23 protein-coding genes are annotated in these 23,354 nt (G+C 59.7%); 11 read left to right on the forward strand and 12 right to left on the reverse strand.

Features of this window, described 5'->3' with window-relative positions; genetic code table 11:
- Positions 1 to 215: 215 nt before the first annotated feature.
- The 8 genes from P0D70_RS23895 to P0D70_RS23930 form a co-directional block, all read right to left on the reverse strand.
- A complete protein-coding gene (locus P0D70_RS23895; RefSeq protein ID WP_408186279.1) occupies positions 216 to 557 on the reverse strand; it encodes a c-type cytochrome in 342 nt (113 codons plus the stop codon).
- Between the two features lie 10 nt (positions 558 to 567).
- Positions 568 to 1,800 (reverse strand): molybdopterin-dependent oxidoreductase, encoded by a 1,233-nt coding sequence (locus P0D70_RS23900; protein ID WP_408186280.1) that lies wholly within the window; start codon positions 1,798 to 1,800, stop codon positions 568 to 570.
- 120 nt (positions 1,801 to 1,920) lie between these two features.
- Positions 1,921 to 2,430: a Rossmann-fold NAD(P)-binding domain-containing protein gene (locus P0D70_RS23905; protein ID WP_408186281.1), complete on the reverse strand. Its 510-nt coding sequence runs from the start codon at positions 2,428 to 2,430 to the stop codon at positions 1,921 to 1,923.
- A gap of 247 nt (positions 2,431 to 2,677) precedes the next feature.
- A complete protein-coding gene (locus P0D70_RS23910) occupies positions 2,678 to 4,315 on the reverse strand; it encodes a hypothetical protein (protein ID WP_408186282.1) in 1,638 nt (545 codons plus the stop codon).
- Positions 4,312 to 5,307 (reverse strand): AAA family ATPase, encoded by a 996-nt coding sequence (locus P0D70_RS23915; RefSeq protein ID WP_408186283.1) that lies wholly within the window; start codon positions 5,305 to 5,307, stop codon positions 4,312 to 4,314. The genes P0D70_RS23910 and P0D70_RS23915 overlap by 4 nt, the downstream gene beginning before the upstream one ends.
- Before the next feature lie 3 nt (positions 5,308 to 5,310).
- On the reverse strand, positions 5,311 to 6,552 hold the full coding sequence (locus P0D70_RS23920; protein ID WP_408186284.1) for an integrase core domain-containing protein: 1,242 nt from the start codon (positions 6,550 to 6,552) through the stop codon (positions 5,311 to 5,313).
- Positions 6,543 to 7,289, reverse strand: coding sequence for a hypothetical protein (locus P0D70_RS23925; RefSeq protein WP_408186285.1), 747 nt, complete (start codon positions 7,287 to 7,289; stop codon positions 6,543 to 6,545). Before P0D70_RS23925 ends, P0D70_RS23920 begins: the two co-directional genes overlap by 10 nt.
- Positions 7,286 to 7,645 (reverse strand): hypothetical protein, encoded by a 360-nt coding sequence (locus tag P0D70_RS23930; RefSeq protein WP_408186286.1) that lies wholly within the window; start codon positions 7,643 to 7,645, stop codon positions 7,286 to 7,288. The genes P0D70_RS23925 and P0D70_RS23930 overlap by 4 nt, the downstream gene beginning before the upstream one ends.
- Before the next feature lie 490 nt (positions 7,646 to 8,135).
- Between P0D70_RS23930 and P0D70_RS23935 the strand changes: the two genes are divergently transcribed.
- Together P0D70_RS23935 and P0D70_RS23940 are read left to right on the forward strand one after the other, a co-directional pair.
- Positions 8,136 to 8,378, forward strand: coding sequence for a hypothetical protein (locus P0D70_RS23935; protein WP_408186287.1), 243 nt, complete (start codon positions 8,136 to 8,138; stop codon positions 8,376 to 8,378).
- Between the two features lie 67 nt (positions 8,379 to 8,445).
- Positions 8,446 to 9,123: a hypothetical protein gene (locus P0D70_RS23940; RefSeq protein WP_408186288.1), complete on the forward strand. Its 678-nt coding sequence runs from the start codon at positions 8,446 to 8,448 to the stop codon at positions 9,121 to 9,123.
- A gap of 136 nt (positions 9,124 to 9,259) precedes the next feature.
- Here P0D70_RS23940 and P0D70_RS23945 read toward each other — a convergent pair whose 3' ends face one another.
- Positions 9,260 to 9,469, reverse strand: a complete 210-nt coding sequence (locus tag P0D70_RS23945; protein ID WP_408186289.1) for a hypothetical protein — start codon at positions 9,467 to 9,469, stop codon at positions 9,260 to 9,262.
- Positions 9,470 to 9,478: 9 nt separating this feature from the next.
- Between P0D70_RS23945 and P0D70_RS23950 the strand changes: the two genes are divergently transcribed.
- Positions 9,479 to 10,930, forward strand: a complete 1,452-nt coding sequence (locus P0D70_RS23950) for a site-specific integrase (RefSeq protein ID WP_408186290.1) — start codon at positions 9,479 to 9,481, stop codon at positions 10,928 to 10,930.
- Positions 10,931 to 11,702: 772 nt separating this feature from the next.
- Here P0D70_RS23950 and P0D70_RS23955 read toward each other — a convergent pair.
- Positions 11,703 to 12,689, reverse strand: coding sequence for a ParB/RepB/Spo0J family partition protein (locus P0D70_RS23955; RefSeq protein ID WP_408186291.1), 987 nt, complete (start codon positions 12,687 to 12,689; stop codon positions 11,703 to 11,705).
- On the reverse strand, positions 12,686 to 13,894 hold the full coding sequence (locus tag P0D70_RS23960) for an AAA family ATPase (protein ID WP_315697480.1): 1,209 nt from the start codon (positions 13,892 to 13,894) through the stop codon (positions 12,686 to 12,688). The genes P0D70_RS23955 and P0D70_RS23960 overlap by 4 nt, the downstream gene beginning before the upstream one ends.
- An 859-nt stretch (positions 13,895 to 14,753) precedes the next feature.
- On the opposite strand from P0D70_RS23960, the gene P0D70_RS23965 reads away from it, so the two are divergent.
- Positions 14,754 to 16,136 carry a replication initiation protein gene (locus tag P0D70_RS23965; RefSeq protein ID WP_315697479.1) on the forward strand — a complete coding sequence of 461 codons (1,383 nt, stop codon included), beginning with the start codon at positions 14,754 to 14,756 and terminating at the stop codon, positions 16,134 to 16,136.
- 55 nt (positions 16,137 to 16,191) lie between these two features.
- On the opposite strand, the gene P0D70_RS23970 is transcribed toward P0D70_RS23965, so the two are convergent.
- A complete protein-coding gene (locus tag P0D70_RS23970; protein WP_408186292.1) occupies positions 16,192 to 16,746 on the reverse strand; it encodes a ParB/RepB/Spo0J family partition protein in 555 nt (184 codons plus the stop codon).
- A gap of 632 nt (positions 16,747 to 17,378) precedes the next feature.
- On the opposite strand from P0D70_RS23970, the gene P0D70_RS23975 reads away from it, so the two are divergent.
- Genes P0D70_RS23975 through P0D70_RS24005 form a run of 7 tightly spaced genes read left to right on the forward strand, consistent with a single transcriptional unit; the run spans position 17,379 to position 23,353 of the window.
- Positions 17,379 to 18,080: a VirB8 family type IV secretion system protein gene (locus P0D70_RS23975; protein WP_315697477.1), complete on the forward strand. Its 702-nt coding sequence runs from the start codon at positions 17,379 to 17,381 to the stop codon at positions 18,078 to 18,080.
- The gene (locus tag P0D70_RS23980; RefSeq protein ID WP_408186293.1) at positions 18,077 to 18,952 is read left to right on the forward strand and encodes a TrbG/VirB9 family P-type conjugative transfer protein; all 876 of its coding nucleotides are present in this window, start codon (positions 18,077 to 18,079) and stop codon (positions 18,950 to 18,952) included. Before P0D70_RS23975 ends, P0D70_RS23980 begins: the two co-directional genes overlap by 4 nt.
- Before the next feature lie 8 nt (positions 18,953 to 18,960).
- Positions 18,961 to 20,253, forward strand: a complete 1,293-nt coding sequence (locus P0D70_RS23985; protein ID WP_408186294.1) for a TraB/TrbI/VirB10 family type IV secretion system protein — start codon at positions 18,961 to 18,963, stop codon at positions 20,251 to 20,253.
- A complete protein-coding gene (locus tag P0D70_RS23990) occupies positions 20,246 to 21,052 on the forward strand; it encodes a transglycosylase SLT domain-containing protein (protein WP_408186307.1) in 807 nt (268 codons plus the stop codon). Before P0D70_RS23985 ends, P0D70_RS23990 begins: the two co-directional genes overlap by 8 nt.
- Complete coding sequence (locus P0D70_RS23995; RefSeq protein WP_408186295.1) at positions 21,049 to 22,356, forward strand: TrbG/VirB9 family P-type conjugative transfer protein; 1,308 nt, start codon at positions 21,049 to 21,051, stop codon at positions 22,354 to 22,356. The genes P0D70_RS23990 and P0D70_RS23995 overlap by 4 nt, the downstream gene beginning before the upstream one ends.
- Positions 22,353 to 22,787, forward strand: coding sequence for a lytic transglycosylase domain-containing protein (locus tag P0D70_RS24000; RefSeq protein WP_315697473.1), 435 nt, complete (start codon positions 22,353 to 22,355; stop codon positions 22,785 to 22,787). The genes P0D70_RS23995 and P0D70_RS24000 overlap by 4 nt, the downstream gene beginning before the upstream one ends.
- Positions 22,784 to 23,353: a toxin co-regulated pilus biosynthesis Q family protein gene (locus P0D70_RS24005; RefSeq protein WP_315697472.1), complete on the forward strand. Its 570-nt coding sequence runs from the start codon at positions 22,784 to 22,786 to the stop codon at positions 23,351 to 23,353. Before P0D70_RS24000 ends, P0D70_RS24005 begins: the two co-directional genes overlap by 4 nt.
- The last annotated feature ends 1 nt before the right edge of the window (position 23,354 follow it).

Raw genomic sequence — 23,354 nt, forward strand, 5'->3', positions numbered from 1 at the left:
CACGACAAGTCAGACTATCCTTGAAAATCAAGAAGGTGCTGCGAGCTTGAGTCCTCACGCACAGCAAAACGTCGACGCTGGAGTCCCCCCTTGATCAGGTCTTAGGCACTGCAACCAGCCCAGCACCGTCTCGGATCGACGAGAATGCAGTAAGAACTCAACCCGGCGGGATTCCGACGTTTCGTGTCACCGCGACCAACTGCCCGGCATTGGACCTACGGTTTTCCGTCGATCACCGTTAGATACCGTGCGATCGGTTCAATTTGATCAGCATCGAACGGCGCGCCGTAGACCGCGCGCATCTTGGTCACCTCTGCCTTCCACTCCTGAAACGACAGTGGTGGTTGCCGGGTGACCATCCCCACAGAATGACAAATCACGCAATGCGCGTTAGCAAGATCTGCCCCCATGCCAAGGGGGAAAGCCTCCCTGCCATTCGGCAATGCAACGTCGACGGTACGGATCACAGCTGTGGCACCGGGCTTGTCCGGCCCGGCAACCGCCCATGGGCAGGCATAACTCGCGGATACCATCACAAACACCGCAAACGCTTTCATGATCCGTTCCTCACGCGGCGACGACGGTCGCTGATTCGACGACATTGCGCATGTAACCGCCGCTGTTCCAATTGGGCGTTTCCGGCTGTTCGATACCGTCGCGGTTCACGGCCTTCACCTTAAGCGCATACTGCCCCGATCGCCCAGGCGTAAAGGGGGCGTCCCAACGGCGAAAACTGTATTTCCCAAAGTCCCTTTCGAGACGCGCCGGCACCCAGGATGCTCCGTCATCAGACGAAAAGAGAACCTTACGCACACCGGTGTCGCCACCGAATGCGATGCCCCTGATCATCTTCTGTTGCGCCACCTGCAACACCGAACCGTTATCGACGTTGGTGAAGAATGACCGTGGCACCATCCGGTTGATGGGTATTGTCTTGACTCCGGGCTGCCCCGGCCGGACGTTTGCATGAGGCGTATCCGGAATCTGGTAAGCCGTAGCCATCCAGAAGTTCTCGTCCGGGCGCGCGATAACCTCCATGTCATTGAGCATCTTCATCCAGTACGTCGAATACCAGCCCGGCACAACGAGTCTTAGCGGGAAGCCATTGAGCAGCGGCAGCGCCTGGCCGTTCATTCCGTAGGCGATGATCACTTCGCCGTCGCGGGCATGATCGACACTCAGTGTTTTGACGAAGTCCGGCGTCGCGGAGATCACCCCGGATTCAAGACCGTTGAACCGGACCTGAACCGCACCCGCCTTGACCCCTGCCCGATCAAGTATGTCCTTGAGTCGAACACCGGTCCACAGTGCATTGCCCATCGCGCCGTTGCCCCACTCTCCGCCTGCCACACGTGGATTGAAGAAGCCGCGCGAGTTTCCCGCGCACTGGTTCACTGCAGCCACCTCTACGTGCGGAAAGTCGCTCATGATCTCACTGAGGCTCAGAGAGAGTTCGCGCTCGACCAGCCCACGGACCACCAGACGGAAGCTCCCGCCATCGACGTGGGTCGGGATACTGGACAAATGCCAGCGCACGAAGAAACGATCGTTCGGCGTGAACACACCATCGTCGAACACGGTGAACGGTGTCTCGAGCAAGGGGGGTCGGCTACGCACGAGAAGCATCTCACCTTTCTGGGGAAATGCACCGGTCAACTCCCGCACACCGTTTTCGAATGGCTGCGTGACCACGTTGGTTGCCAATGAGCGCCGGGTCCAGCTTCCACCGAAGCCTACCAGCCCTCCGGCCGCCAGGATACGCAGCAACTCGCGGCGCCCTGCACCGTATTTGTCGTTCATGGTGGTCTCCTTCATTATCCGCCGAAGTGTGCTTCGCCAGCTGCGCATCCAGATCAGGTACTCCGACGCACTCCAATCGTCCCAAGCCCGGTTGGGTTAGATCGAAGCTGCCACGATCGACTATGGAAACGCGGGAATCGTTGGATCGGTACCCTCTACATCTGCTTCGGGATGGTGGCTCTTGACCAGTTGCTCGATTTCTTCGACACGATCTTTCTTCACGTCGACCATCATCAGCAATTCGCCGTTGCCGATCGCGTCTTCAAACTGCTTGAGCCGGGTATTGGGAACGTCGACGCCGATCATCGTCGCGGTCCAGGCGCCGAATCCGGCACTCGCCAGCGTCATCAGCACAACGACACCACCGGCGATCGTTAGGCCAGTTGGAGGAAAGGCCATAGCGACAAGGCCCGCCAGCACGCCGGTAACGCCACCCGCCGCAACCCCGCGCGCAAGCGCCGGGATCAGATCGCTTCGTTGCGCCAGCGTCGCCTCCGGCAAATCCTCGAGCGGTACGCCTGCCCGGGCGAGCACGTGAACGTGGCGCCACTCGATCCGCCTGAGCAGTAGTTCGTCAATGATTTCCCTTGCACTCTGTACATCTGGTATCAGGAAATATATGCGCCTCATTTCGCCTCTCCTATCGGGATTACCCGAAACCCCGCGTCGACGGCCCGACTGGCGGCCGGTGAGCGCAACCTCCTCTAAATATAGTCCGAATCCGCAATGACTTAACCGGGAAACGACGACTGGTACCTGCCAGATCCCCGGTTCAGGTTCTGAGCGACAATTCATTCGCTTTCTTCTTCCGGAAGGCACCGATTCCCATGCTTCTGACTGCGTTCATGGAAACCACGGAGAGCACCGGATGATCGTCTCACTCTGCATCGGAAGCCGCCAACACCGCCAGAACCATTGCCCTAACACCGACGCCGCGCCGATGATTCGTCAGTGGCGAACTAACTGGTCGTCCGAAAATGTGCGGTCGCGTGTCACGTTTCGGGACATACGCCGGCCAGTTTTCCGGCGCTTTAGCTTGATGAAGGTTTGCGACGTGATGTCTGTAGTGTTCCGCTCCCGCTTGTAGTTTTTCTAAGAATGCGAGCGGGCGTAGTCGCGCCGGAGCGATCACCATTCTGTATTGCTTCTGGTCAGGCTCTGCGTCCAGCACAACCCACTCCCGCTCCGGATAATCCATCGCTGGAAACGGCATCCATAAAGGTCCCGATCGCGCGCTTCCGCCGCTGGCCGCCTCAAGGTAGCAGGAAAAACTGTCGAGGCAAGCCAGTGCAAATACTCGCAGGATTGTCCAGCGCTCGACCGAAGAGGTCCATCCGGGCAAACCAACTGGCGCGAAGAGCGAAAGCCAGACAAGGACACCAAGCAGCCCATGCTCGCATCGGCCGAAAAGATGCGCCGGTACGCCGACACCCTCCCATTTTGTCCGCCATCGCAGTACTGCTTGAGCAACCGGACAGAACGGTGTCGTTGTGCATGCATCGAGCCGCCACGTGAAATAGCGGCCAGCGGTATAGACACACCTGCGATGCCTTTGCACGACATGGCGTATGAGATATCGTCGAATCGACTTGTAACACGCGATGGCGTCAGGCAGCACGTCATCGGAAGTGCGTATCGCCGGCGAACGGGGCAATTCTCCGACGCACTTACGGCGATGGTCAACATCTGTTTCTAACGAATCGCGAACAAAACCCACCGGATGGACCAGGACATTCGAAACCCCTTCAGTCTGCCCCTGCACGACACGCGCGCAGAAGCCGCCGAGCCCATCCTCGCCGCTGCCCCGTGGCGGCGCCGAAGCCAGCCAGGTCTCGCGGACTTCCTGCTGTCGCAAGTTAGCCAACAGTCGCCGAAGATTTGATGAACGGCGGCCGAACCAATCCCGCGCAAGACCTTGCGCGACCTTGCCCCGGTACACAAGCGATAACCTGGTCGCGGGATCTCCTGCCGTGCCGGGCGAGCGCACCCAGTTGTGCCCGCACGTCGGACAGCATAGGGGCAGACGGAAATTGCATGCCTGCAGCCGGTAGCTCATCAAGGCCTCGCCACATTGGGTGCAACGGTCAAGGAGTGGACTTCCGTGGACCGGACATGTCTTGCACCCGTCAGACTGAAAGACGGCGAGATGAATACCGCGCGCGGCACACTGCACGCACCACATCAATTGTTGCGGTCCGGCACTCCGCGAGACGCTGCTAACCGGCAAAAATGCAGCCGCGACGTCGCAAAGAGGAACGCACATCAGATCGCACATCCGGAGGAGATCGAACTGACGCATGTCGCGAAGGTCGATGCCGTGCTTCACAGGCCAGCGATCCGGCTTTCGTAAGAAAAGTTCCGCCAATGCTGTACACGACAACGCGTTCAATTGCTGGAACCTGGCGAGCAGCATAAACGCGGACTGACCTGGCAGATTCCAGTCGTCGCGCCAGCACCACTCGCCGACTCGAGAATTGTCCGCCCCGGGTAGCAGAATTTCGAAGCGACTTTTCATGGTGCAGCAGCTACGTCGTCAACGAAGATGATGCGCAAATCTTCCAGTGCCGCGACGTAGTTGGATTCGTCTACCGCTTGCGCCCACGATGCGGGGCTGAGTGCAAAATCCGATGCGTCGTGGTTCATGTTGTCGTTTAATGCGATCTCGATAGTGCGCGCCACATACTCCATCGGCACCTCCATCGTGAAATCAAACCGCGCGCGCCGGTGCGCAGCGTCAAAGGCTTCCCACAACACGACGTGCTGCTTCTCAAGGCGGAAGCCGGTGTCGAATGCGCGTTGCAGAAAATAGCGCGTGTAAGGCCAGTCACTGCCGTCTGGAAAAGTGGACATGTCGTAAGCGGCGAGCGACATCTTCAGATCGTCGGCGGCACGAAAGCCGTCGAAGCGCAACTCATCGACCATGAAACGGGACACGATCTGCGAGGTGTCCACGCTCTGCCGGAACGAACTCTTGCGGTTCAGGATGCCAGGTTGACCGACCAGAAATGTGAACATCCGCACACCGCGACGCTCGAGTTCGTCCTGCACGTCCCGCAGCCATTCATAGTGTTCGAGCTCAAGCCGCTGCGCCTCATCGACAAATACGATCAGTTTGTTACCGGCGGCACGTTCGACCAGTTCAGCCAGCTTATGGTAGAGGCGTAGTCGGCGCTGCAACGCCGTGCCGCTATCAGGGCGCCCATGTCGTGCCGCCTCGAGCAGCATGCCGAAAAACAGTGCCTCCGAGCGCGACGGATTGCGCGGCATGCCGATCGTCAGGACCGCCACGCGAGGCAGTTCCAGATGGAGCAGCCGGACACAGTATCGGATCGCATAGGTCTTGCCCCAGCGAGTGTGTCCATAGATAACAGCGCCAGCGACGCCGCGACGGATGCACTGACGCACGCGTGAGTACATCGCCGCGATTGCCGGGGTGGGCACCATGTACATCTGGTTCAGAAGCGGATGCGCCGATGGATCAACGGGGCGTTTCAGTGAATCAGGCATCGTTCACCCGAACGTAAAAATCTGCGTGAGCCACGGTGCGTCCGGCGTCTTCCGGGCAGGTGTTTCTGCCGCCGGCGCTTCGCTTTTCACGGCTGGGACAGCGTGTGCGACATCGGGTGAAGGTAGCGCCTGGTGCGAATTCGCCCGGTCTGTCAGCATGCGCGCCAGGTCATTGGCGTCGCGTGTATGGCTTCGCGCCTGTTCCTTCTTGTAGGCAAACCACGCGCCAACGGGATCGCTGCCCTCGCGCACCGACAGCTTTCGCTGATGGATCAGTGAGAAGATTTCCTGTCGCACGCGCAGCGAATGTGGCGTAAAGCACCAGGGGCGCGCGGCAGTCAATACACCGAGTTCAGACCCGTCCATATGGAACGCGTGCAGATGGCGGATGTCCTTAACGTTGAAATAGATCCGAAGCTGCTTGCCGATCAGCCCTGCGATGCCCGACAGCACCCGGCTGTCGTAACGCATGTGTTCGAAATTGATATGCGGGCGCTCGCCACGGCTCACGTTGCCGCGAATCGTGACAACGCGGGCCTCCTGAAGCAGGCACAACGCGCTGCGTCTGGCCACCGGTAGGGTTCGCAGCAGGCCGTCCTGTTTTTCGAGCAGAAAATGCATTGCCTCCAACGGCGTACGCCCGCCCAGTCCCCCATGCGGCTCGCCATTGTAGTTAGCGAGCAGCACGTCGATCACATCCTCGAGCTCGTCGAGCGTCATCATCAGAGAGGTCTTCTCGCCGACATCTTTGAGCACCCGTTCGACTGCAAGCGGACTGCTGCCCGTGGTGGCTGGCAATCTGTGCGCGAAATGCGACGCGATCTGATCGAAGAAGCGCTCAATCAGCGCGCGTTCGTTCTTCTGGCCCAGTGGCCCGTTGTCGGCTGTGCAGCCGATGACCTGGGTCAGGCGCTCAAGTGTCGCCTTCGCGAAATGTGCCTTCGCTGCATCAAAGCGGAACGTACCCCAGCACGCCCACGCGGTCCCGGGAATCGCCTCGGAGGGGAAGCCTCCGCCGGGTATGACCGCCAGCGCCGGGATCTTCGAAGCGCGGGCTGTATGTGGCATCAGGCTCGCCTGCAAGGCCGCGGCAATGTCGTCCTTGTTGTACTCGCGACCCATCGCGAGCGCATAGCCAATCACTGCACGGGTTGCCACATCGAACAACAGCAGGATCCAGACCCTGTGCAGCACGAGCAATGTTTCGAAACCGAACGGATCGTCGATGCGCAGCGTCAGGCGCACGTCAATCTTATGACCGTCGAATTCGACCGCCTCAACTGGACGGGTTGCGGGTTTGCGAACGGCTTCAGGATCGTCGTTCCAGCGATGGCTGATCTGCTGGGCGCCTGCTGCCCGAGCCGCCGCGTCGAAATTACGGTACGACAGCGCGCGGGCGTGACTGGCAAGCGATCGCTCAGCGAGGTATTTCTGGTTGAATGGATAGTCGTGCGCCTGAATACCTGCCTGCCGGCATTGCGCAAGAAAGCCTCCATGCAGTCGCCACAGGTATGCACTTCGGTGAGCTCTGCATGCTTCCTGCTCCGTTCGGCGACCTTGCGTTCGATCCAGCGCGCGATGTCTGGATAGCGCTGCAGCAACTGGGTAAAGGCTCCGCTAGCGTTGCTCGCGACGCCCTCACGGGACGGCTTGACCGGCGAGCGTCGGTCGTACGACCGCGTGTGCTGATAAGGGATCAATGCGCGGCAGCCAAATATCCGGCCGTCTTCGTGCTGCGTGATGCACCGCTCGAAGACGCGATAAAGGTCGTTGAAACCAACTCCCGTTTCCCGGCTGATTTGGCGCAGAGGTGTGTGGCCGTCCAAAAACAGCGTCATCGCCCGGATCCGGCGCTTCAGCAGGTCGCGCCCCTCATCAGAAAGCGCGCTGTCGTCCGCCGCCGGCCATTGACCGATATCGGTCAGATCGCGCGGAAGGGAGCTTCGATCGAACCGCAATGCGCCGAAGGCGATCTGCTTCATACCGGCTCCAGATGGGTATTCGGCCCCAGTGGCTCGAATGCAAGTGCTGGACATCCCACCTCGCCGCGCAGCACCAGTCTGAAGACAGCCGAGCGAACGAGCATCGGATCGACCGTCGCGAATCGCCGTTCGAGTTCTGCCAGCGTAGTGCCATCGCTACAAGCGGTGATCACGTCCGACGTCAATTTTTCGACTGGAAGTGCGTAGCTACCTGCCAGGTAACTAAGCATCGTGATCCGGTTTTCGTGAAGCACCTGTGGGTCGTCGAGCTCCCGCGGCTGAATCATCTGCAACTGCAGCGAAGAGGTCTGACTCCACAACTGAAAAGCCTGGAACAGCGGACCGCCCTGCGCCACTGACCTCGCCTCCGCCGATTGCAATACAAGGCACAATTTCTCGTCGTTGTGCGTGCGAACCCAGAAGTCGACAACCCGGAGCGGCTTTGCGTCAGGAATGCACAGGGGCCGCTCGCAACACGTAACCACCTGTGGATCTGATTCGAGGCGAACCCACAAATCGAAGGCGGGCCGCCCAAACAGAGTTAGGCGGCGCCCGATCTTTGGACCGAAGAGGTCATATCGATGCGCGCCATACGGACGCGTGTTGTTGACTGCCCGCAAGAAACGTGGTGGTATCATCGACAACGGTCCGATTTGCCCGACCATCATGTTTTAGTACAAAACAACCCGGACATCCGCCCGTCTGACAGACGAATTTGCGGTTTCGCACGCCAACTCAAAAACTACAGAATACGTATCAATTGATACGTTTTTCGACGTGAGCAAATGTGTATATGCACATTGCCCGCCTTTTGGCGCCCGGATTATCCGCCGACCGCGTCCAGCCGTGAAACATTCCACGGAAAAACGGCAAAATTGGCCGCAAAGCCTTGCCGCCACTACTTCCTGGGATGATGAAGTCGTCCACTCCCCTGTTTCACGGACGCGTCCGGTAGAGAGCTACGGGACATGTGACATTTCAGACATTCTCTTCCTTCGTTTGGCATTTCCGACCTTTGCTTCTGCGCGCGAAGAAGCAAAAGTGATAACGACACAGCCAGCAAATCATCCCTCGCCCGTTGCCGGCTGATCGGAGGTGCTGCAACTTTCCCTTCAACCAACGCCTGCCATCAAAATGGGGGGTGACGCGCGGCCATGTGTTCGACGGCGACACGACCTCGCTGGAGTTCGACGTCCTCGTGTACGACGCGCACAACTGCTCGGGCTGGACGCTCGACAGCACCGGGGATCCGAGACGGCTGGTGCCGCTTCAGGCCGTCGACAAGCTGGCGCAGTTCGACGCGCTTGTCGCAGAGGCCGACTGCGAAGGCCTTTTTCCCTTCAGGCCATTCCGTCACGTCTTCGAGTATCGGCTCGATCTGGACGCCGATTTCGATGGCTGGGGCAGTCCCGCATACCGACTCACACGCTATGCCGGTACTCGGTGCCAGCCGGATGGGGTGTTCGTGCTTAACGACCATTTCGCCGTCCTTGATCGGGGCAATGGCATCGCGCGCAGCTTCGCCCTTCATCGCGGGCTGAGCGTGGGCGAAGTGCGCAACGAGAGCTGGGACATCCAAAATGAGGAGATCAAGCGTTTCATTGAGACGGATCCCTCCCACTGCAACGACTACTTCGCAACCGCCGCGACCGACGGTCTGCTGCTGCTCGCCTTTCTCACCTTTGTGCTCGAAGGGACGACCGGTTACACCCCGCAGGACGTCGATTACGCCGATGCATTCTGCCGCTGGGGCGGTCCGCAGCTGGGCGGCCTGCTCAACTTCCGCGGGCCGCCCGATCCCGGGTTTCCACCCGTGCCCGTTCCGGAGGCGTGACCTTGGCCAACCAGGTCCAGCCGGTGGCGCATGCGCGCACCTACACCCGCAGCGACTTCACGGCGCTGCGGGCATTCGTGCAGCGTGTCCCAGCACCAACCATCGCGAGGCTCTACTTCACCGAGGACGAGGACGGTCACGAACCGACGCCTCGCTGGGTGGAGTCGTACCTGCGGCGCATGCAGGCGGAGCTGGTCGAACTGGCGATCGAACACGGCTCGCCGGTGCCTGCCGACCACCTGAAAGCGTCGGCCAGGGCCCACGGCAGCGCGCGCCTGACGTCGATCAGCCTGAAGATGGTGGAGGAAGCGGCGTCGCTCGCCGTGGCGAGGCCCAGTGCAGCCATGGCGTGGGCATGTGGTTCCGGCCGCTCGTTGCACGCCGGCTCAAGTCGGAAGGGGTTGCGACGCTCGGTGAACTCATCGACTTCTGCAACCGCCGCGGCGGCAGCTGGTGGCGGGCGGTACCACGCATTGGCGCGGGGCGGGCACGGCACATCGTGGCGTGGCTGCGTCAGCACGAGGATGCGATCGGCCGCGGCGTCGACGAGGACGTGGATCCGGCCGATCCGCTTGCCGGACCGGCAGCCGAGCTGGGCGAGGTCGACGGCAGCTCGCGCGCGCTGGTGCCGCTCGAGCGCATGGCCGTCAGCCGTGTGCTCTCGGGCATAGACGGGGCGAACCGCGCGGTGGCCTTCCCCTATATCTCGGCCCACCACGACCTTGACGCGGTGCGCGCGTATCTGTACCGCTTCCGCCAGCAGCCGAAGACGCTCCGGGCCTACACCAAGGAGCTCGAACGCTTCCTGCTCTGGTCCCTCAAGGTCCGGCAGAAGCCGCTCAGTTCGCTGCTGGTCGATGATTGCGAAGCCTACAAGGACTTCCTGAACACGCCCGACCCGGCTTTCGTCGGGCCCAAGGCGCCGCGGGTGAGTGGCCGATGGGAGCCGTTTGCTTCAGCTGAACTCACAGCGGAGAGTCAAAAGTACGCGGTCCGCGCGCTGCGCGCCGCATTTGCGTGGTTGGTCAATGTCCGGTATCGCGCGGGCAATCCATGGGCGGCGGTCACCGATCCGGTTGTCGTTGAACGGGAGGCGAAGCTACGGGTCGAGCGGGCCATATCCGCATCGCTCTGGACGCGCTTGCGGGATTTCATCGACGGGCAATGCGACCAAGAGCACGGCAGCTACTGGCGTGCCGTTCGGGTGGCACTGCTGCTCGGTGGCGATTCGGGATTGCGTCGCGAAGAGTTCGCGCTGGCCCAGCGCGCGAACATGTCCCCGACCACCTTCGGCGATCCGGATGCGCCCGTCTGGCAGCTGACGGTCGTGGGCAAGCGACACAGGGAGCGCACCGTGCCGGTAAGCCCTGCTACCGTTGAGGCGCTGGCCGCGCATTGGCGGGATCGCGGACTGGACTTCCACGCGGCAGAAACCGGGCCACTGCTGAAGCCGCTGTTTATCCCGGGCACCACGCGCGCGAAACTGAAATATCGCGAGACACTCGACCTGCCCTATGACCCCGACTCGATCAACCACATGGTCAGGTGGGCGATGAAACGTCTGATCGCCGGGATGCCGGAGCTATCTGCCGGCGAGATGGCATTTCTGGCGGGCACGTCGCCACACGCATTTCGCCATACCTTCGGTACCCAGGCCGCTGCAAATGACGTCCCCCTGGACGTTGTGCAACGCGTGCCCGGCCACGCCTCGCTGCAGACCACCTCAATCTATGTTCAGGCAGAGCAGCAGCGCATGATGCGCGAGGCGGCGCTTTACTACAGCCCGAAGGAAACGGCACCGACCTGATGCCGCAAAACTGTCACTTTGGTATCAGCTATCTGACAGTTCGTCCCATCCCCGACTGGCAGGCAAACGTACTGACACTTTGATGTCAGTTTTCGCATGGTTTCCGAACCGGGTGCGGCCGCAACCCCTCTTTGCAGGCTCGTTGGCGCGCAGCCCCTCCCCTGCGCCACTGGCCAAATTCAGTATATAAGCTCGAAGCGTACGTCATGAAGCGGCACATCCGTCAATGCCCGTCGCGGAGATCCGCATTGCGCAAAGCGCTCAGCCAGACGTTTCCGGTCACTCGGTGTCTAGCTCTTGATCAAGGGGCATCCTCGTCCCCGCAGTACTTAGCTGCCCCTTTCCTCGGACTATTATCGACACCTGGACCCGGCGAGAATCAACAGAAGAAAAACAGGCGATAACTGCACATTCCACCGGGTCGGATGATGTCTCGCGGTGTTGTCGATGGCATGTGGCCCAAAGACGGAAGCTTGGCCGGCGCGGGCATGCATGCGGCCGTGTACGGCCACCTGCCGATCTGGCTGTCGATGCGCTATGTCACCTAGGTCAGCCAGTGTCCCCATTGGGGACACTGCGTCCGGTGCGTTTTTACCTGGACTGCGCCTCTAAGTGTCCCAATGGGAACGACAAGAATTTAACTTCGGTTAATCCGAAGGGCGGAGGGGAAAAAATGGCTGCGGCAGTGCACGCCGCAGCTCCCGATCTGGCTGTCTATGCGCGGTTTCACATACGTCAGCCTGTGTCCCCATTGGGGACACCAAGAAGCTATCTACTCAATCGCGGCGCCACTACCCGCAGAAAAAAGAGCGGCGATTAGCGTTCGTATCTGCTGCTCCTTGTCGGCAGTAAGCATCCCAGCTTTGATCTTAACCGTGAAGCCAACGGCATCCTTCGTAATAGACCCCGCTTGATTTTTTCCAGCGAAAATCTTTTCAATTTTTCGATCGCTAACGCTAGCGGACACATTGCCGTTGGCCTCCATCGCCTGCTTGATCGCCCTTGCAAGCTTGGTCTGGTCCAAATCACCTGCCACGACTCTCGCCCAAACGCCGCGCGCCACTTCAACCGCTCGTTCATCTTGGTCACGAAGCGCAGACACTACTCCCTCGGCCGCGTGTGCTCCGATAAGGCGCGGCTGGATGTCAAGGTCCTTGATCACAAAATCGGGCAAATCGCCAAATGCTAGATATCGATAGAGTTCCGAGCGAGACACTCCCAAGGCTTCGGCCATCCGCTTTCGGTTTGGAAATTCCTTCTCCGTGCGGCGGATAGAACGCGCGATTTCGTAATCCGACAGATCCTCACGCGCGACGTTTTCCACGAGCGCCAACATCGCCATCTCTTCATCCGAGAGATCGATGATGACAACCTTGATCGTCGCTTTCCCAATCATTTTGTGCGCGCGCCAACGGCGCTCGCCAGCCACAATCTGATAACCCATCGCCGCTCGGCGGACTACTATAGGCTGCACCAAACCGGCTTCACGGATCGATTCTGCGAGTTGAGTTAGCTTCGCTTCGTTGAATGACTGTCGCGGTTGCCACGGATTCGGAACGATGTCTGTGACCGGCACTTCGGACGCTGCACCTGACGTTTCGAGTTGGGCGATTCGTTGTTGCGCTTGGGCCAGCGCGCCCGCCATCCCTGGAGCGGTGCGAGGACTTGTCGTTCTGTCTTGCGTCTGGTCAAGCGTAATGTCCTTCGCCGCTCGAACCTCCGCTGTCTTGCTCATCATGCGCTCACGTAGGTTGCTCATTGTCCCGCTCTCCATTGCGCCACATACTGGTCATCGATCCATTTGCAGTAGTCCAACAGCGGTTGCTTGACCCGCGCCAAGGTCTTCGCCACGGCATCGGAACGGGACAGATCAAAAACCGTCGAAAATGCTAAAGCTCCGTTGCTCATTACAGAACTCGCCGGAACCTCCGTTGTATGGAGCCAATCGCCGTACGCACGTTGAGACCAAGAGCGCACGACCGGTGCCGATGACGTAGTACCATAATCCACCCGCGACAGAAGGACGGAGATAAAGTCGTATGTTTTATCGACTTCGTGTTGAACGAAGCCGTGCGCCACCTCAGCAAATAGCGACCAGAATGACACCGACGAGATAAAGTCCAAGCTCTCTGGAACCAGCGGCATCACCATCGAATCCGCTGCCATCAAGCCGTTGAGAGTCATGTAGGAGAGAGACGGCGCCGTGTCGAGGATGATGTAATCGTATTCTGCGCGAAGCGGTTCGATTCCCTTGCGCAATACAGACCAAAATTCGAAACCAGGGTTTGTTTGCTGTGCGGTCGGAAGATGAAACTCAGCATCGTGAAGGTAGTTATGTGCCGGGATTACATCCAGACCATCCCAGTACGTGCTTTGAACCTTCGCTGCCAAGCCACCCGTGATCGCCGGCTCATATATGAACGGAAGGACTGTGTCTTCCCAAGTCACGTCCTTTTCTGCGTACAAGCCGCACAGCTCCGATAGGGATGCTTGGGGGTCGAGATCGATGACCAATACTTTACGACCACGCAAGCTCAAGCCTTGCGCGATACACATAGTGGTTGTCGTCTTGCAAGATCCTCCCTTGAAGTTGGCCGTAATCAATACGCGCCCGCGGTGCTCGCGCGTGCCAGTCACAAGCGGCGTTTGGTAGATGTCAGATACCTGCTGCACCCACGCTCGAACGTCGCTCAATGAAAAAATACGCGCTCTTCCACTGCCGTGGGCCACGCCAGGCGGGAGCTCACCACCTTCCTTGGTCGCCAGATAGTTGATCTTCTGGCGGTCGATGCCACACAATTCAGACAGTTCGCCGATAGTAAAGACAGGCGCAGTTTTGCGCGGTCGTGGCGCCAAGATCTGATCGCGCAATTCGTTCGCCATGACCGACAAACGGTCTGCGAACTCCCCGAGGTTGGAGAGCTTCACACGTCGGTCAATGCTTGGCAATTCGCTCAAATTCATCAGGACAGTTCCTCAATTTTGTCTACGGTACGTCAATTTCTCAACGCTCACCGTTCATTTTTACGGTTTTAGGAGCACGATGCACAGAACCGTAGAATACTGACCCAGCCGGAAAATAGCTACCGAAATACAGCCTGAAACCTTGAACCGTCGGCTAACGCCTACAAAATGCTTTATATTCAACGGCTTGCTATCGAATGACACCTGGCAAAATATGAGTGACGGGCAAAGTTAATACGCCCGACCGCCAGATCGCTACGCGTCGAAACGTTGCGGAACACAGAACGCCTCACCTTAGCTGTGGAAAAGCTGCGCAAATTGATACGGCTTTCTGCCGCTGCACAATTCGCCTCACCTTTAATACCTTCACCGAGGTCCCTTTTCTAGCTCCGTAATAGCCGCGCCCGGAGGATTCCCGGGGATTCGGAGCGTTTGCCGATCGCGGCACCCCCGAAGTCCGTTCTTCATTGCTAGAAGTCTGCTCCTACGCATCTATCCCAAGTGGGAGCTCGACGTGGTTAGTCTTTTTTTAAAAGACAAAACCAACCAACAACTAACGTAGAACACCAAACGCATAAAAATCAATAGGTTGCCAGTGCAAGGTGAGGTGTTCTGTGCAAAAAGTGATGTTAATTGAGCAACAAGGTGAGCGGTTTACCCCGGCAAGGTGAAGAAAATTGGTGGGCAAGGTGAGTAATTTGGGCTGCAGTGGTGAGGCGAAATGTGGACGTCCGCGCCCAAAGGTGAGGTGTTCTGTGACGATTGATGGCCAAGGTGAGGTACTCTGTGTTGACAGGGCACTTTGCCATCGGTACCGTACGGTTCCATATGACTTTTGAACACCGGGCTGGGAGGCTTAATGACAGCAGCAGGGCACGTGGCCACGTCGAGGCAACTGGCCCTGGCTTTGTTCGACGACGCGAACGCGGAGGACTTGCCGGTCGAGACCGCCCGTTCCGATATCGGATTTGCGCGAAAGAATGTCCTGATTCGCATCGTTGACTTGGGAGTGGCTGCTCGACGGCTCATCGATGCGGCGTATTTCATCGTTGCGCAGGACGATCACGTTCGGAACCTCTATGACGTGGAGTTGGACTATTTCAAGTGGCTGATGCGGTATTCGAGCCGCAACAATACGCACCTTGAACAGGTCATTACCGAGGCCCAAAGAGCTTTGATTCAAGCGACCGCCGCGCCAGACGTTGACGGAGCGAAGCCGTTTGGGTCAGTGCAGTTGATCGGTCGCATCTCCTACTCAGGTGGCCGCTTCCAGTTCCGCGTCCCGCCCGATCTTATTGGCATAATACGTGGCCCAGGCAAGTCGCACTGGCTAAGTCTGCGTATCACCTCTCTCTTCACGCTCAGCTATGCGCGTGTCATGTACGATCACTTACTCCCCTACGCTGACGAGGGAGAAACCGACTGGCTCTCCTTGGACGAATTGCGCTCGTGGCAGGGTTCGATGGGTACCAAAGCGCAGGAGTTTAAGTATTTCAAACGGGACTGGCTTACACCGGCAGTGGAGCAGATCAACGAGGTTTCTGACCTGATACTCTCGTATGAGACGCGCAATGAGCCAGGCTCTCGCAAAATTAGTCGCCTCAGGTTTCGCATCGAGCGCAAAGACATGGCCGCGCGTGTACTCCAGACGCACGAGCGAGCCCAAGTGATCTATCAGACGTTGAAGCAGGAGTTCGGTCTGTCCGGTGCACAGTTGAACCAGCTAGCAGCCGAACGCGATACTTACGATGATGAGCGTTTGGAACAGGCGATTGAGCGCACGCGTTTCAGCCTGAAAGTGGGCAAGGTGTCGAAGAGTCCGGCCGGGTTCTTCATGAAGGCGTTGAAGGAAGGGTGGATCATCTCCGACGCGGAACGGAAGATGATTGAGATTCAGGAAAACCTTGCTTTGACGGAACAACGCGAGGTCGAGGTGAAAGAGCATTCAGCGAGCCAAATTGCGCTACGGATCGCCGCCCAAGATGTGCGTGCTCAGGATCGCAGAGTCGATGAAATCCGGCGTGGATGGGAAGCATACCAAGCCGCGGAACCCAAGCAGCGAGAAGACTGGCGGCAGGCCTACAAAGCAACGCCGGCGGGAAAACTCACGTTGCGCCGGCTCGGCATCGACCCAACGGGACACCTAGCCGAGGCGACAATTCAAAAATACCCGGACTTGAAAGACGGGGTTGCGGGATACGCGTTCAATAAGGTCAAGTCTGGCAAGACGGGTGGTCGATAGCGCGGCCTGTCGCTTGGGTCGAAACACTTCGAGCTTGGCCGGAGGTATCCCAGCGTCACAGCCGTGCGGCGTCATCGGTCGTCAACAGCGCATTCACGAGCAATTCGATCTCTCGAACGCGCGAGGCAACGCTCGCGAAGTCTGGCGTGTCAATGCGCAGGTATCTCTTGCCTCCTTTCTTGCCTCTTGCAACGCTGATGCTAACGGCCTTATGCGGAGGACGTTGTCCCGTGGTCAGAAAGGCGAAGATATCCGCCGTCGTGCTTCCAGGCGAAAGACGTGCGGCGCGCTCCGAGATCAGCTTCTCTCCGACCTGCCGCATGAGCGCGTGGAGTGTGGCCACTTGTGCGGCAGACAACGGCTTGTCGGCGATTGCGTCCAACAGGACTTCGGGCAACCGCGCGACGGCCAACATCCGTGATGTGTGAGCCGTCGAAACGCCGAGTCCAGCGGCCAACTCCTTTTGCCTTACCCAAAGACCGCGCTCAATCATTGCCGAATAGAAGCGACCCATAACCACCACGGGCGCCTTCGCGGCACGGAGCCGGTTGTGCATTGAGACTGCGGACAGCTGGTTGGGAATCTGACGCACGCTAAAGTCGTACTGCATGTTCGGCCTCATGTATTCGTTCGAATCTTTACGTCCAGAGCTTATCGTGCCGACAGATCTGTCAAGAATGCAATCGCTTGCGAACCTCGTTACGCATAGCGCTTAGCGGCTCAGCCGTCGACTGGCCAGCCGGCGTCCTTGCGTCAATCTATAACCTTGGTAGTGGCCATCTGGCGTGATAACCAAGCGCCGGGCCGGCAGACTATTCCACATATTGTAACAATATGGCGATGTGCGCTCTCGGTATAGCATCGCAGTTGCTGGATATGAAATAGGCCCGTTAGCCGGCTAACGGTCTCCGTGCGGTCGCTTTAGCGTTCATTTTTCGAAGAACGCATAACAATCAGCGGGTTAGATGTGGGCGCTCATTGCCCAGGCGGCGTGACTGACCTTGTAATTTATGGAACCGGCTTGACGACGGAAACTGCTCCACTTTACGTGGGTGAAAAGGAGTACCGACCGTGAAAGCTCCACGTTTTTGCCATCGTTCCGCCTTAAGACCGTGAGCCGGCTCACCCCAGTCGGGGGAGATTGGCCTTGTCGCTAATGCGACCGCAAATCACATCTCTTTTGCATGACTAGCCTCCTGCTGGCGCTGATTCAATTGAGTCGGCACAAATGGACCGACCGTCATGCGTTTATTCCGCAGTAAAAAACAGGTAGCGCTCTCTACAGCGCCAGGTGGTTATTCGGAAGAGGATCCTGAAGGGGTCATCTTCGATATGGGCGCGCGCTTGCGCACGGAAGCGAATCACTGGAAGCTTTTCGCCTTCTTCCTGGCCGTTGTTGCGGGTGGGGCGGTGTACACGCGAAATCCTCCGCCGTCTGAGGTCAAGGCTTACGGCGTCTCGTCCGACGCTAACGGCCATGCGGTTGTTCGCCAGTTGACGGCCTACAAGCCGGATGACCAGGCGATCCGGACCGCGCTGAAAGAAACGGTAGAGAGCTGGTTCACGATCGAGCCGGTGCTCACAGACGACATCCAGGCTTCGCGTATGGCGCGAAACATCAACGCCGTCAAAGCGATGATGGTCGGCAACGCACGCAACCAGTTCGCTGACTGGATCAAGGCTGACGCGCCGTTCCAGGCCATTACGCTGAATCCGAAGCTCGTGCGCGAGCCGCGCGTCTTCAACGTCGCATTGCTCGAGGATTCCACGGCTGTCGTTGAGTTCACAACCAGCACGACGCAGTCACCGACCGACAAGCCGGTCGTGCAGAAATACGCGCTGACTTTCCGCTACCAGATTGTTCCTCCCACAGCCGAAGACGCGCTCGGCCGCAATCCGTTCGGGCTCTTCTATCCGTTGTTCTCCATGCAGAAGACCCAATGATGAATGCGAACCGAACGTTTGCCTCGTTGATGGCCGCCGCGCTTTGCGTCGGCGCCATGTGCCAGCCGGCCAGTGCTGCGAGAAAGGGCGAAGTGCCGTCAGGCGCGTCGTTCGATATTGCGAACGCCATGAGCGATCCAATGAGCCCGGTTAATCCCTACAACGCTGGCACCGATCCCGTCACGATGCCCGGCGACGCGCGCATGGCGGTGTTTCCGTACAGCCGCGACCAGATCTACCGGATCATGACCGCACCGTTGAAGAACACGACAATCGAGCTCGCGCCCGGCGAGCGGCTGACCACAGACCCGGCAATGGGCGACTCGGTGCAATGGATCGTGGACACCGACGGAGCTAACCATGTGTTCGTGAAGCCGATCAAATCCGGGCTTGTCAATACGTTGCATCTGACGACGAACCTGCGCGAATACGACATGACACTCGTCTCTTCTCCGATGGGTGGGCTGTTCTATCAGACCGTGCGCTTCAATTACCCCGGATCGTTGATGGCGAAGGTGCGTGCGCGGGAAGAGGCTGGCTACGATTCGCGCGACGGCCAGAGTTCAGCGAATGACTCGGGTCCCATTGGCGTGTCACCGGACAAGCTGAACTTCGACTACACGGTTTCCGGCTCCGCGTCGTTCAAGCCTGAAACCGTGTTCGACGACGGCAGGTCCGTCTGGCTGCGGCTGCCGCCCGACGCGCCGTTCGCCGTTCCAATCGTGAAGGATCATGGCGACGTCGTCAGTCCAAACTTCATCCGCCGCGGGCAGTACATCGTCATTCAGGAAATGGCGAAGGAAATCGTATTGCGCGCGCCGAACGAGGAAGTGACCATCAAGCGCGGCCGTCCGGGCCTGTTCGGATTTTGAGCTGAATCATGGCTAACCAGAACGGACAACCCGACAGCGACCGCGCGACGATCATCAAGGGCAAGTCGCCCCGCAATGTGCTGATTACCGCCGGCGTGGTAGTCGCCGTCATCATTGGCGCGCTCGGTTTTTACTATCAGGTGCAGGAAGGAAACAAGGCCGAAGAAGAGGCGAAGCTCCAGAAGAAAGCGAAGCAGGCGGAGATTGTCGACAAGTCGAACAATACCCAGGATCTGAACAAGACCATCGACGACCAGATGGCAGCAGCGCGGCGTCAGGCGGCCTCGGAAGCGCGTGCGGCCGCTGCGCCGGGCGCGCAGGGGGCAGCGGGGGCAAGCTCGACGCCTGCGTTGAACGCCGATAGCTTTCTCGGCGACCAGCACACGCAGCAGATCAAGTCGCAGGCAGATTCCGACGCAGTTTTCGCCTCCCCGATCTTTCGCGCTGGCCTGAAGGTCAAGGACACCGGCCCGCAGCAGGCGCCGCAAATCCCGGGCATCCTCACACCAGCGCAGGTCGCGGCGCAACAGGCCGCCGCACAGCAGGCAGCAGGCGCTTCGGTAGGGGACCGGGTGGCAGCTGCCTTGTCGGCTGCCGGCGTCGGTGGGCAGCAGGGCACGCGCGCCTATTCGAGCCAGGATCACGACACAGCCTTCATCAAAAACGCCGCGAATCAGTCCGGGAACGGTCAGGATTTCGCTCGTACCGGTTTTGTCGGACAGGCGCGCGGCTGCGTTCTGTCGCCACCGCATCACATCCCGGTATTGTCGATCGAAGGCCTGAATTCGGACAGGCCCGGCACTGCTGCGCTGGTTGTGGAGAAGGACGTCTACGACAGCATCCGCGGTGACTGCCTCATGATTCCGAAGGGGAGCATGATCACCGCGCCCTACAGTTCTGATATTCAGCCTGGTCAGGAAAGCATTCTCGTTGCAGCAACCGAGATGCGTCTGCCGAACGGCAAACACGTACCGCTGTTCGGTGCGCAGGGCGCTGATGCCGATGGGACGGCCGGATTCTCCGGTGACGTCAACAACCACTTCCTGAAAATCTTCGGCACATCGTTTCTCGTTGCCATTCTGCTTCGGAAGTTCGACGGTGGCGACAGCTCGACAACGACTGGACCGCTTGGCGTCACGCAGGTCGGGAGTACGGGCGGGCAGGTCGCGGCGACTACTGCCCAGTCCGTGCTCGACCGGTACAAGAACATCCCGCCGACTATCACGGACGGACCAGGCGAGCGTCGCTTCATGTTGAAAGTGAATCGCGACATCTACATGGAGCCGTACCGTGATCAGTAAGCGATTTCTTCCCGCCTTGCTGGTCGCGGTGTTAGTGCCCTTGGCGCATGCCGCAACGATTGAAGAGGTCATCAGTCCGACAAGCGTCGTGCTCGCGCAGGGCACCGCGCGCACGATCGCAAAGATCGATGGAAAACCCGTGTTCTATTGCGGGCTTTCGGCCTTCGGCTCGTGGGCCGCGCATCTGGTTGGCCAACCGGTAGGCAGCAACCCCGAGAGCGGGATTACCGTGGCTGTGGATGAGCGCGACGTTGCACTGGCCGGGCTGCTCGTCAGTAAGGGCTGGCTCCAACCCCCGATGCTTGACGACGAAGCACAGGCAGCTATCACGGAGAGGCGCGGAGGCTGGGCGTGCGCGAGCGCGGTCACGCCGTTCGAGCTCATGCATAGCAGCGTCGATCCGAAGGTTCTGGCGGGCATTGCGCTGAACGAGTCAGGGCTCAATGGGCACGCGTGGCCATGGACGCTAAATATCGCAGGGCAAGGCTACTTCTTCAGGTCGCGCGAGGACGCCTATCGCGTCGTGCAGTCGCTGATCGCGCGTGGCCGCAGCGACTTCGATGTCGGCATCATGCAGATCAATTGGGGCTACCACGCCCGCCGGTTCGCATCGCCCTGGGATGCTCTGGCGCCGGCCACAAGCATCCGCGTCGCTGAAGACATTCTCAACGAGAACTACAGCAAGACACATTCGGTTGCAAAGGCGATCGCCTATTACCACAGCGCCAATCCGGTCCCGGGCCAGGCGTATCTCGCGCGCTTTGCGCGGCACCTCAACCAGATTCAGGCCGGACTATGAAGCACACCGTTTCCCGCGTCGCCGTCGCATGCGCCATGCTCTTCGTGGCGATGGCCTCGCGTGCTGCGAACACCGACCCATTCGACTTCGATTACGAGATCGCGGGCGGGATCGCCGAGCGCCCGGCGTTGATTTTCAATGACGGCGCGAAAACATACATCCAGCCGCGTGCGGGTCAGGTAATCACCGCCGCTGGCGGTCATCAGGAAGGGCCCTATGTGGTTGTCGACGGCACGCCCGAGACGATCACCTACACGGTGGCGGGTCGCTCGGCCAGTGCGCGCTGGACCAGGGCAAATGCTTTCATCGGCGCCGGTGCGCGTGGTCCACTCGCGTCGTTGCGCGACGACCAGCCCGCAGCATTCGACGGCTTCACGAATCGACTGGTGCTGATTGGCTCCCACGGATCGCTCGAGCCCGTTCGCGTACTGAGCGGTTCGATGCCGGTCGCCGCAGTCGTGAAGGTGCTCGTCCCACAAGGCTGGACGGGCTCTGCCCAGAAGGATGTGGACCTGACTGAAAACACCGGGTTCGCCACCCGCGCCGGCGAGAACTGGATGCAGGCGCTTGATCGCCTGATGACGCAAAGCGGACTTTACGCTGACGTGGATTTCACGTCACGTCATATCAGGGTGCATCGCGATGCCCCCAAGTCTGGCGCACTGAACTACGCTGCTGGCCAGAAGTCGCCACCCGATGCGATCGCGCAGACGGTCGCAATGAAGGAGGGCGCAGCAAGTGGCTCCGCCGCTGCTACGCCGCAAGCGTCGCTGCTCGCGCAGTACTTCGGCGCTCAGGCGATCCGCGATGGCGACGACACCCACGTGCAGATCCGCTTCGCAGCAAAGCCCGCAATGGAGCTGACTTTCAGGACGCTGGACGGTCGATCGCTGCACCCGAAGTGGGATAACGAAACCGCGGTCATGACGGTTGAGCGTGCCGAACGCATGCTGGTTTCGGATGGAACCCGCACGGTTGAGCTATGCCGCTCGGCAGGCACGGTGTACGACTTCGACACGGGCAGCGCCGCGCATCTGGAGGCGGTGTTCGATCGCGATGGCCAGACGTTCTTCAAGTTCGCAGACTCTGTCGTGCAGGTCCATGTGAGCGACGTGAAACACCTCGGCTCCGGCGAGCAGAAGGGCCGCTACTACATGTTCAACGGCACGGCGGACCAGTTCATCGTGACCGCCGATGGCACAACCGTAAATGTCACGCGGCGTCACGACGTGAAGTATTTCGAGCGTCCTGCCGCGGGCACACCGACAACGGCGTCGGCGGCATCCGGAGCCGCGAAATCATGAGGCGCGCGATTCCTGTTCTCGTCGCCGCGGTTCCTGCGCTGTGCGGACCGCTCGCGCACGCCGACTGCCTCGATGACGCTGCCGCGTACCAGCACGTGAGTGCGCAGCTTGTCCATGCGATCGCACAGCACGAATCGGGGATGCGTGCGAACGCTGTCAACGTGAACAGCAACGGTACCGAAGACATTGGTCTGATGCAGATCAATTCATCGTGGCTACCGCGACTCGCGCGTTACGGCATCCGGCGTCAGGATCTTTTCAACCCGTGTGTGAACGGCTACGTCGGCACGTGGATTCTCGCATCGAATATCCGGCAGTTTGGCCCGACATGGAAGGCGGTCGGCGCCTATAACGCGGTCTCGACGCAGAAGCAGCTGATTTACGCAAACGCCATTTATCGCCGCCTGCAGCGGCTGGGGCAACAACAATGAATGTGACCATCGAACGTAATGACCGTGCGCGCGTTGTGGCGCGTGTTCTCGCCGTAATCCTGCTTATCGCCGGGCCCACGTGGACGTGCGCAGCGACCAATCCGGATCAGCCGCGCATCGCCGGGTCGGCAGGCGACGGCTGGCAGGTCCTTTCAGCTGCGCCGGCCGGCAGTGTGTCTGGCGAACCGCCCGTCGCCGCTGTGAGTGGTCCGGCGTCGGCTCTCTCCACCGCCCCAGTTTCGACTGCCGTAACTCCGGTCGTTCTGCCAGCGGCTACGACTGCGGCCGCAGCTTCTGGCGGTGCACTCACGTTTTCCGTATCGCCATCAGACCGCAATCTGCGCAACGCTCTCGACCGCTGGTTGCAGACCCAGGGCTGGCAGCTCGCGTGGAAGGTGGACGATGACCTCCCACTTGAATTCAATGCGACCTTCACAGGCGACTTCACGTCCGTGCTGGTACAGGTCATGAAAGCGACCAACCACATGCGCGTGCCGACCCGCGTCTGCCGCCATTCGAACAACGTCATCCGCGTCGTCGCACGCGCGGCCAACTGCCAGGAGTAAC

The sequence above is a fragment of the Paraburkholderia sp. RL17-381-BIF-C genome (genome assembly GCF_046026435.1).
Taxonomy (GTDB): domain Bacteria; phylum Pseudomonadota; class Gammaproteobacteria; order Burkholderiales; family Burkholderiaceae; genus Paraburkholderia.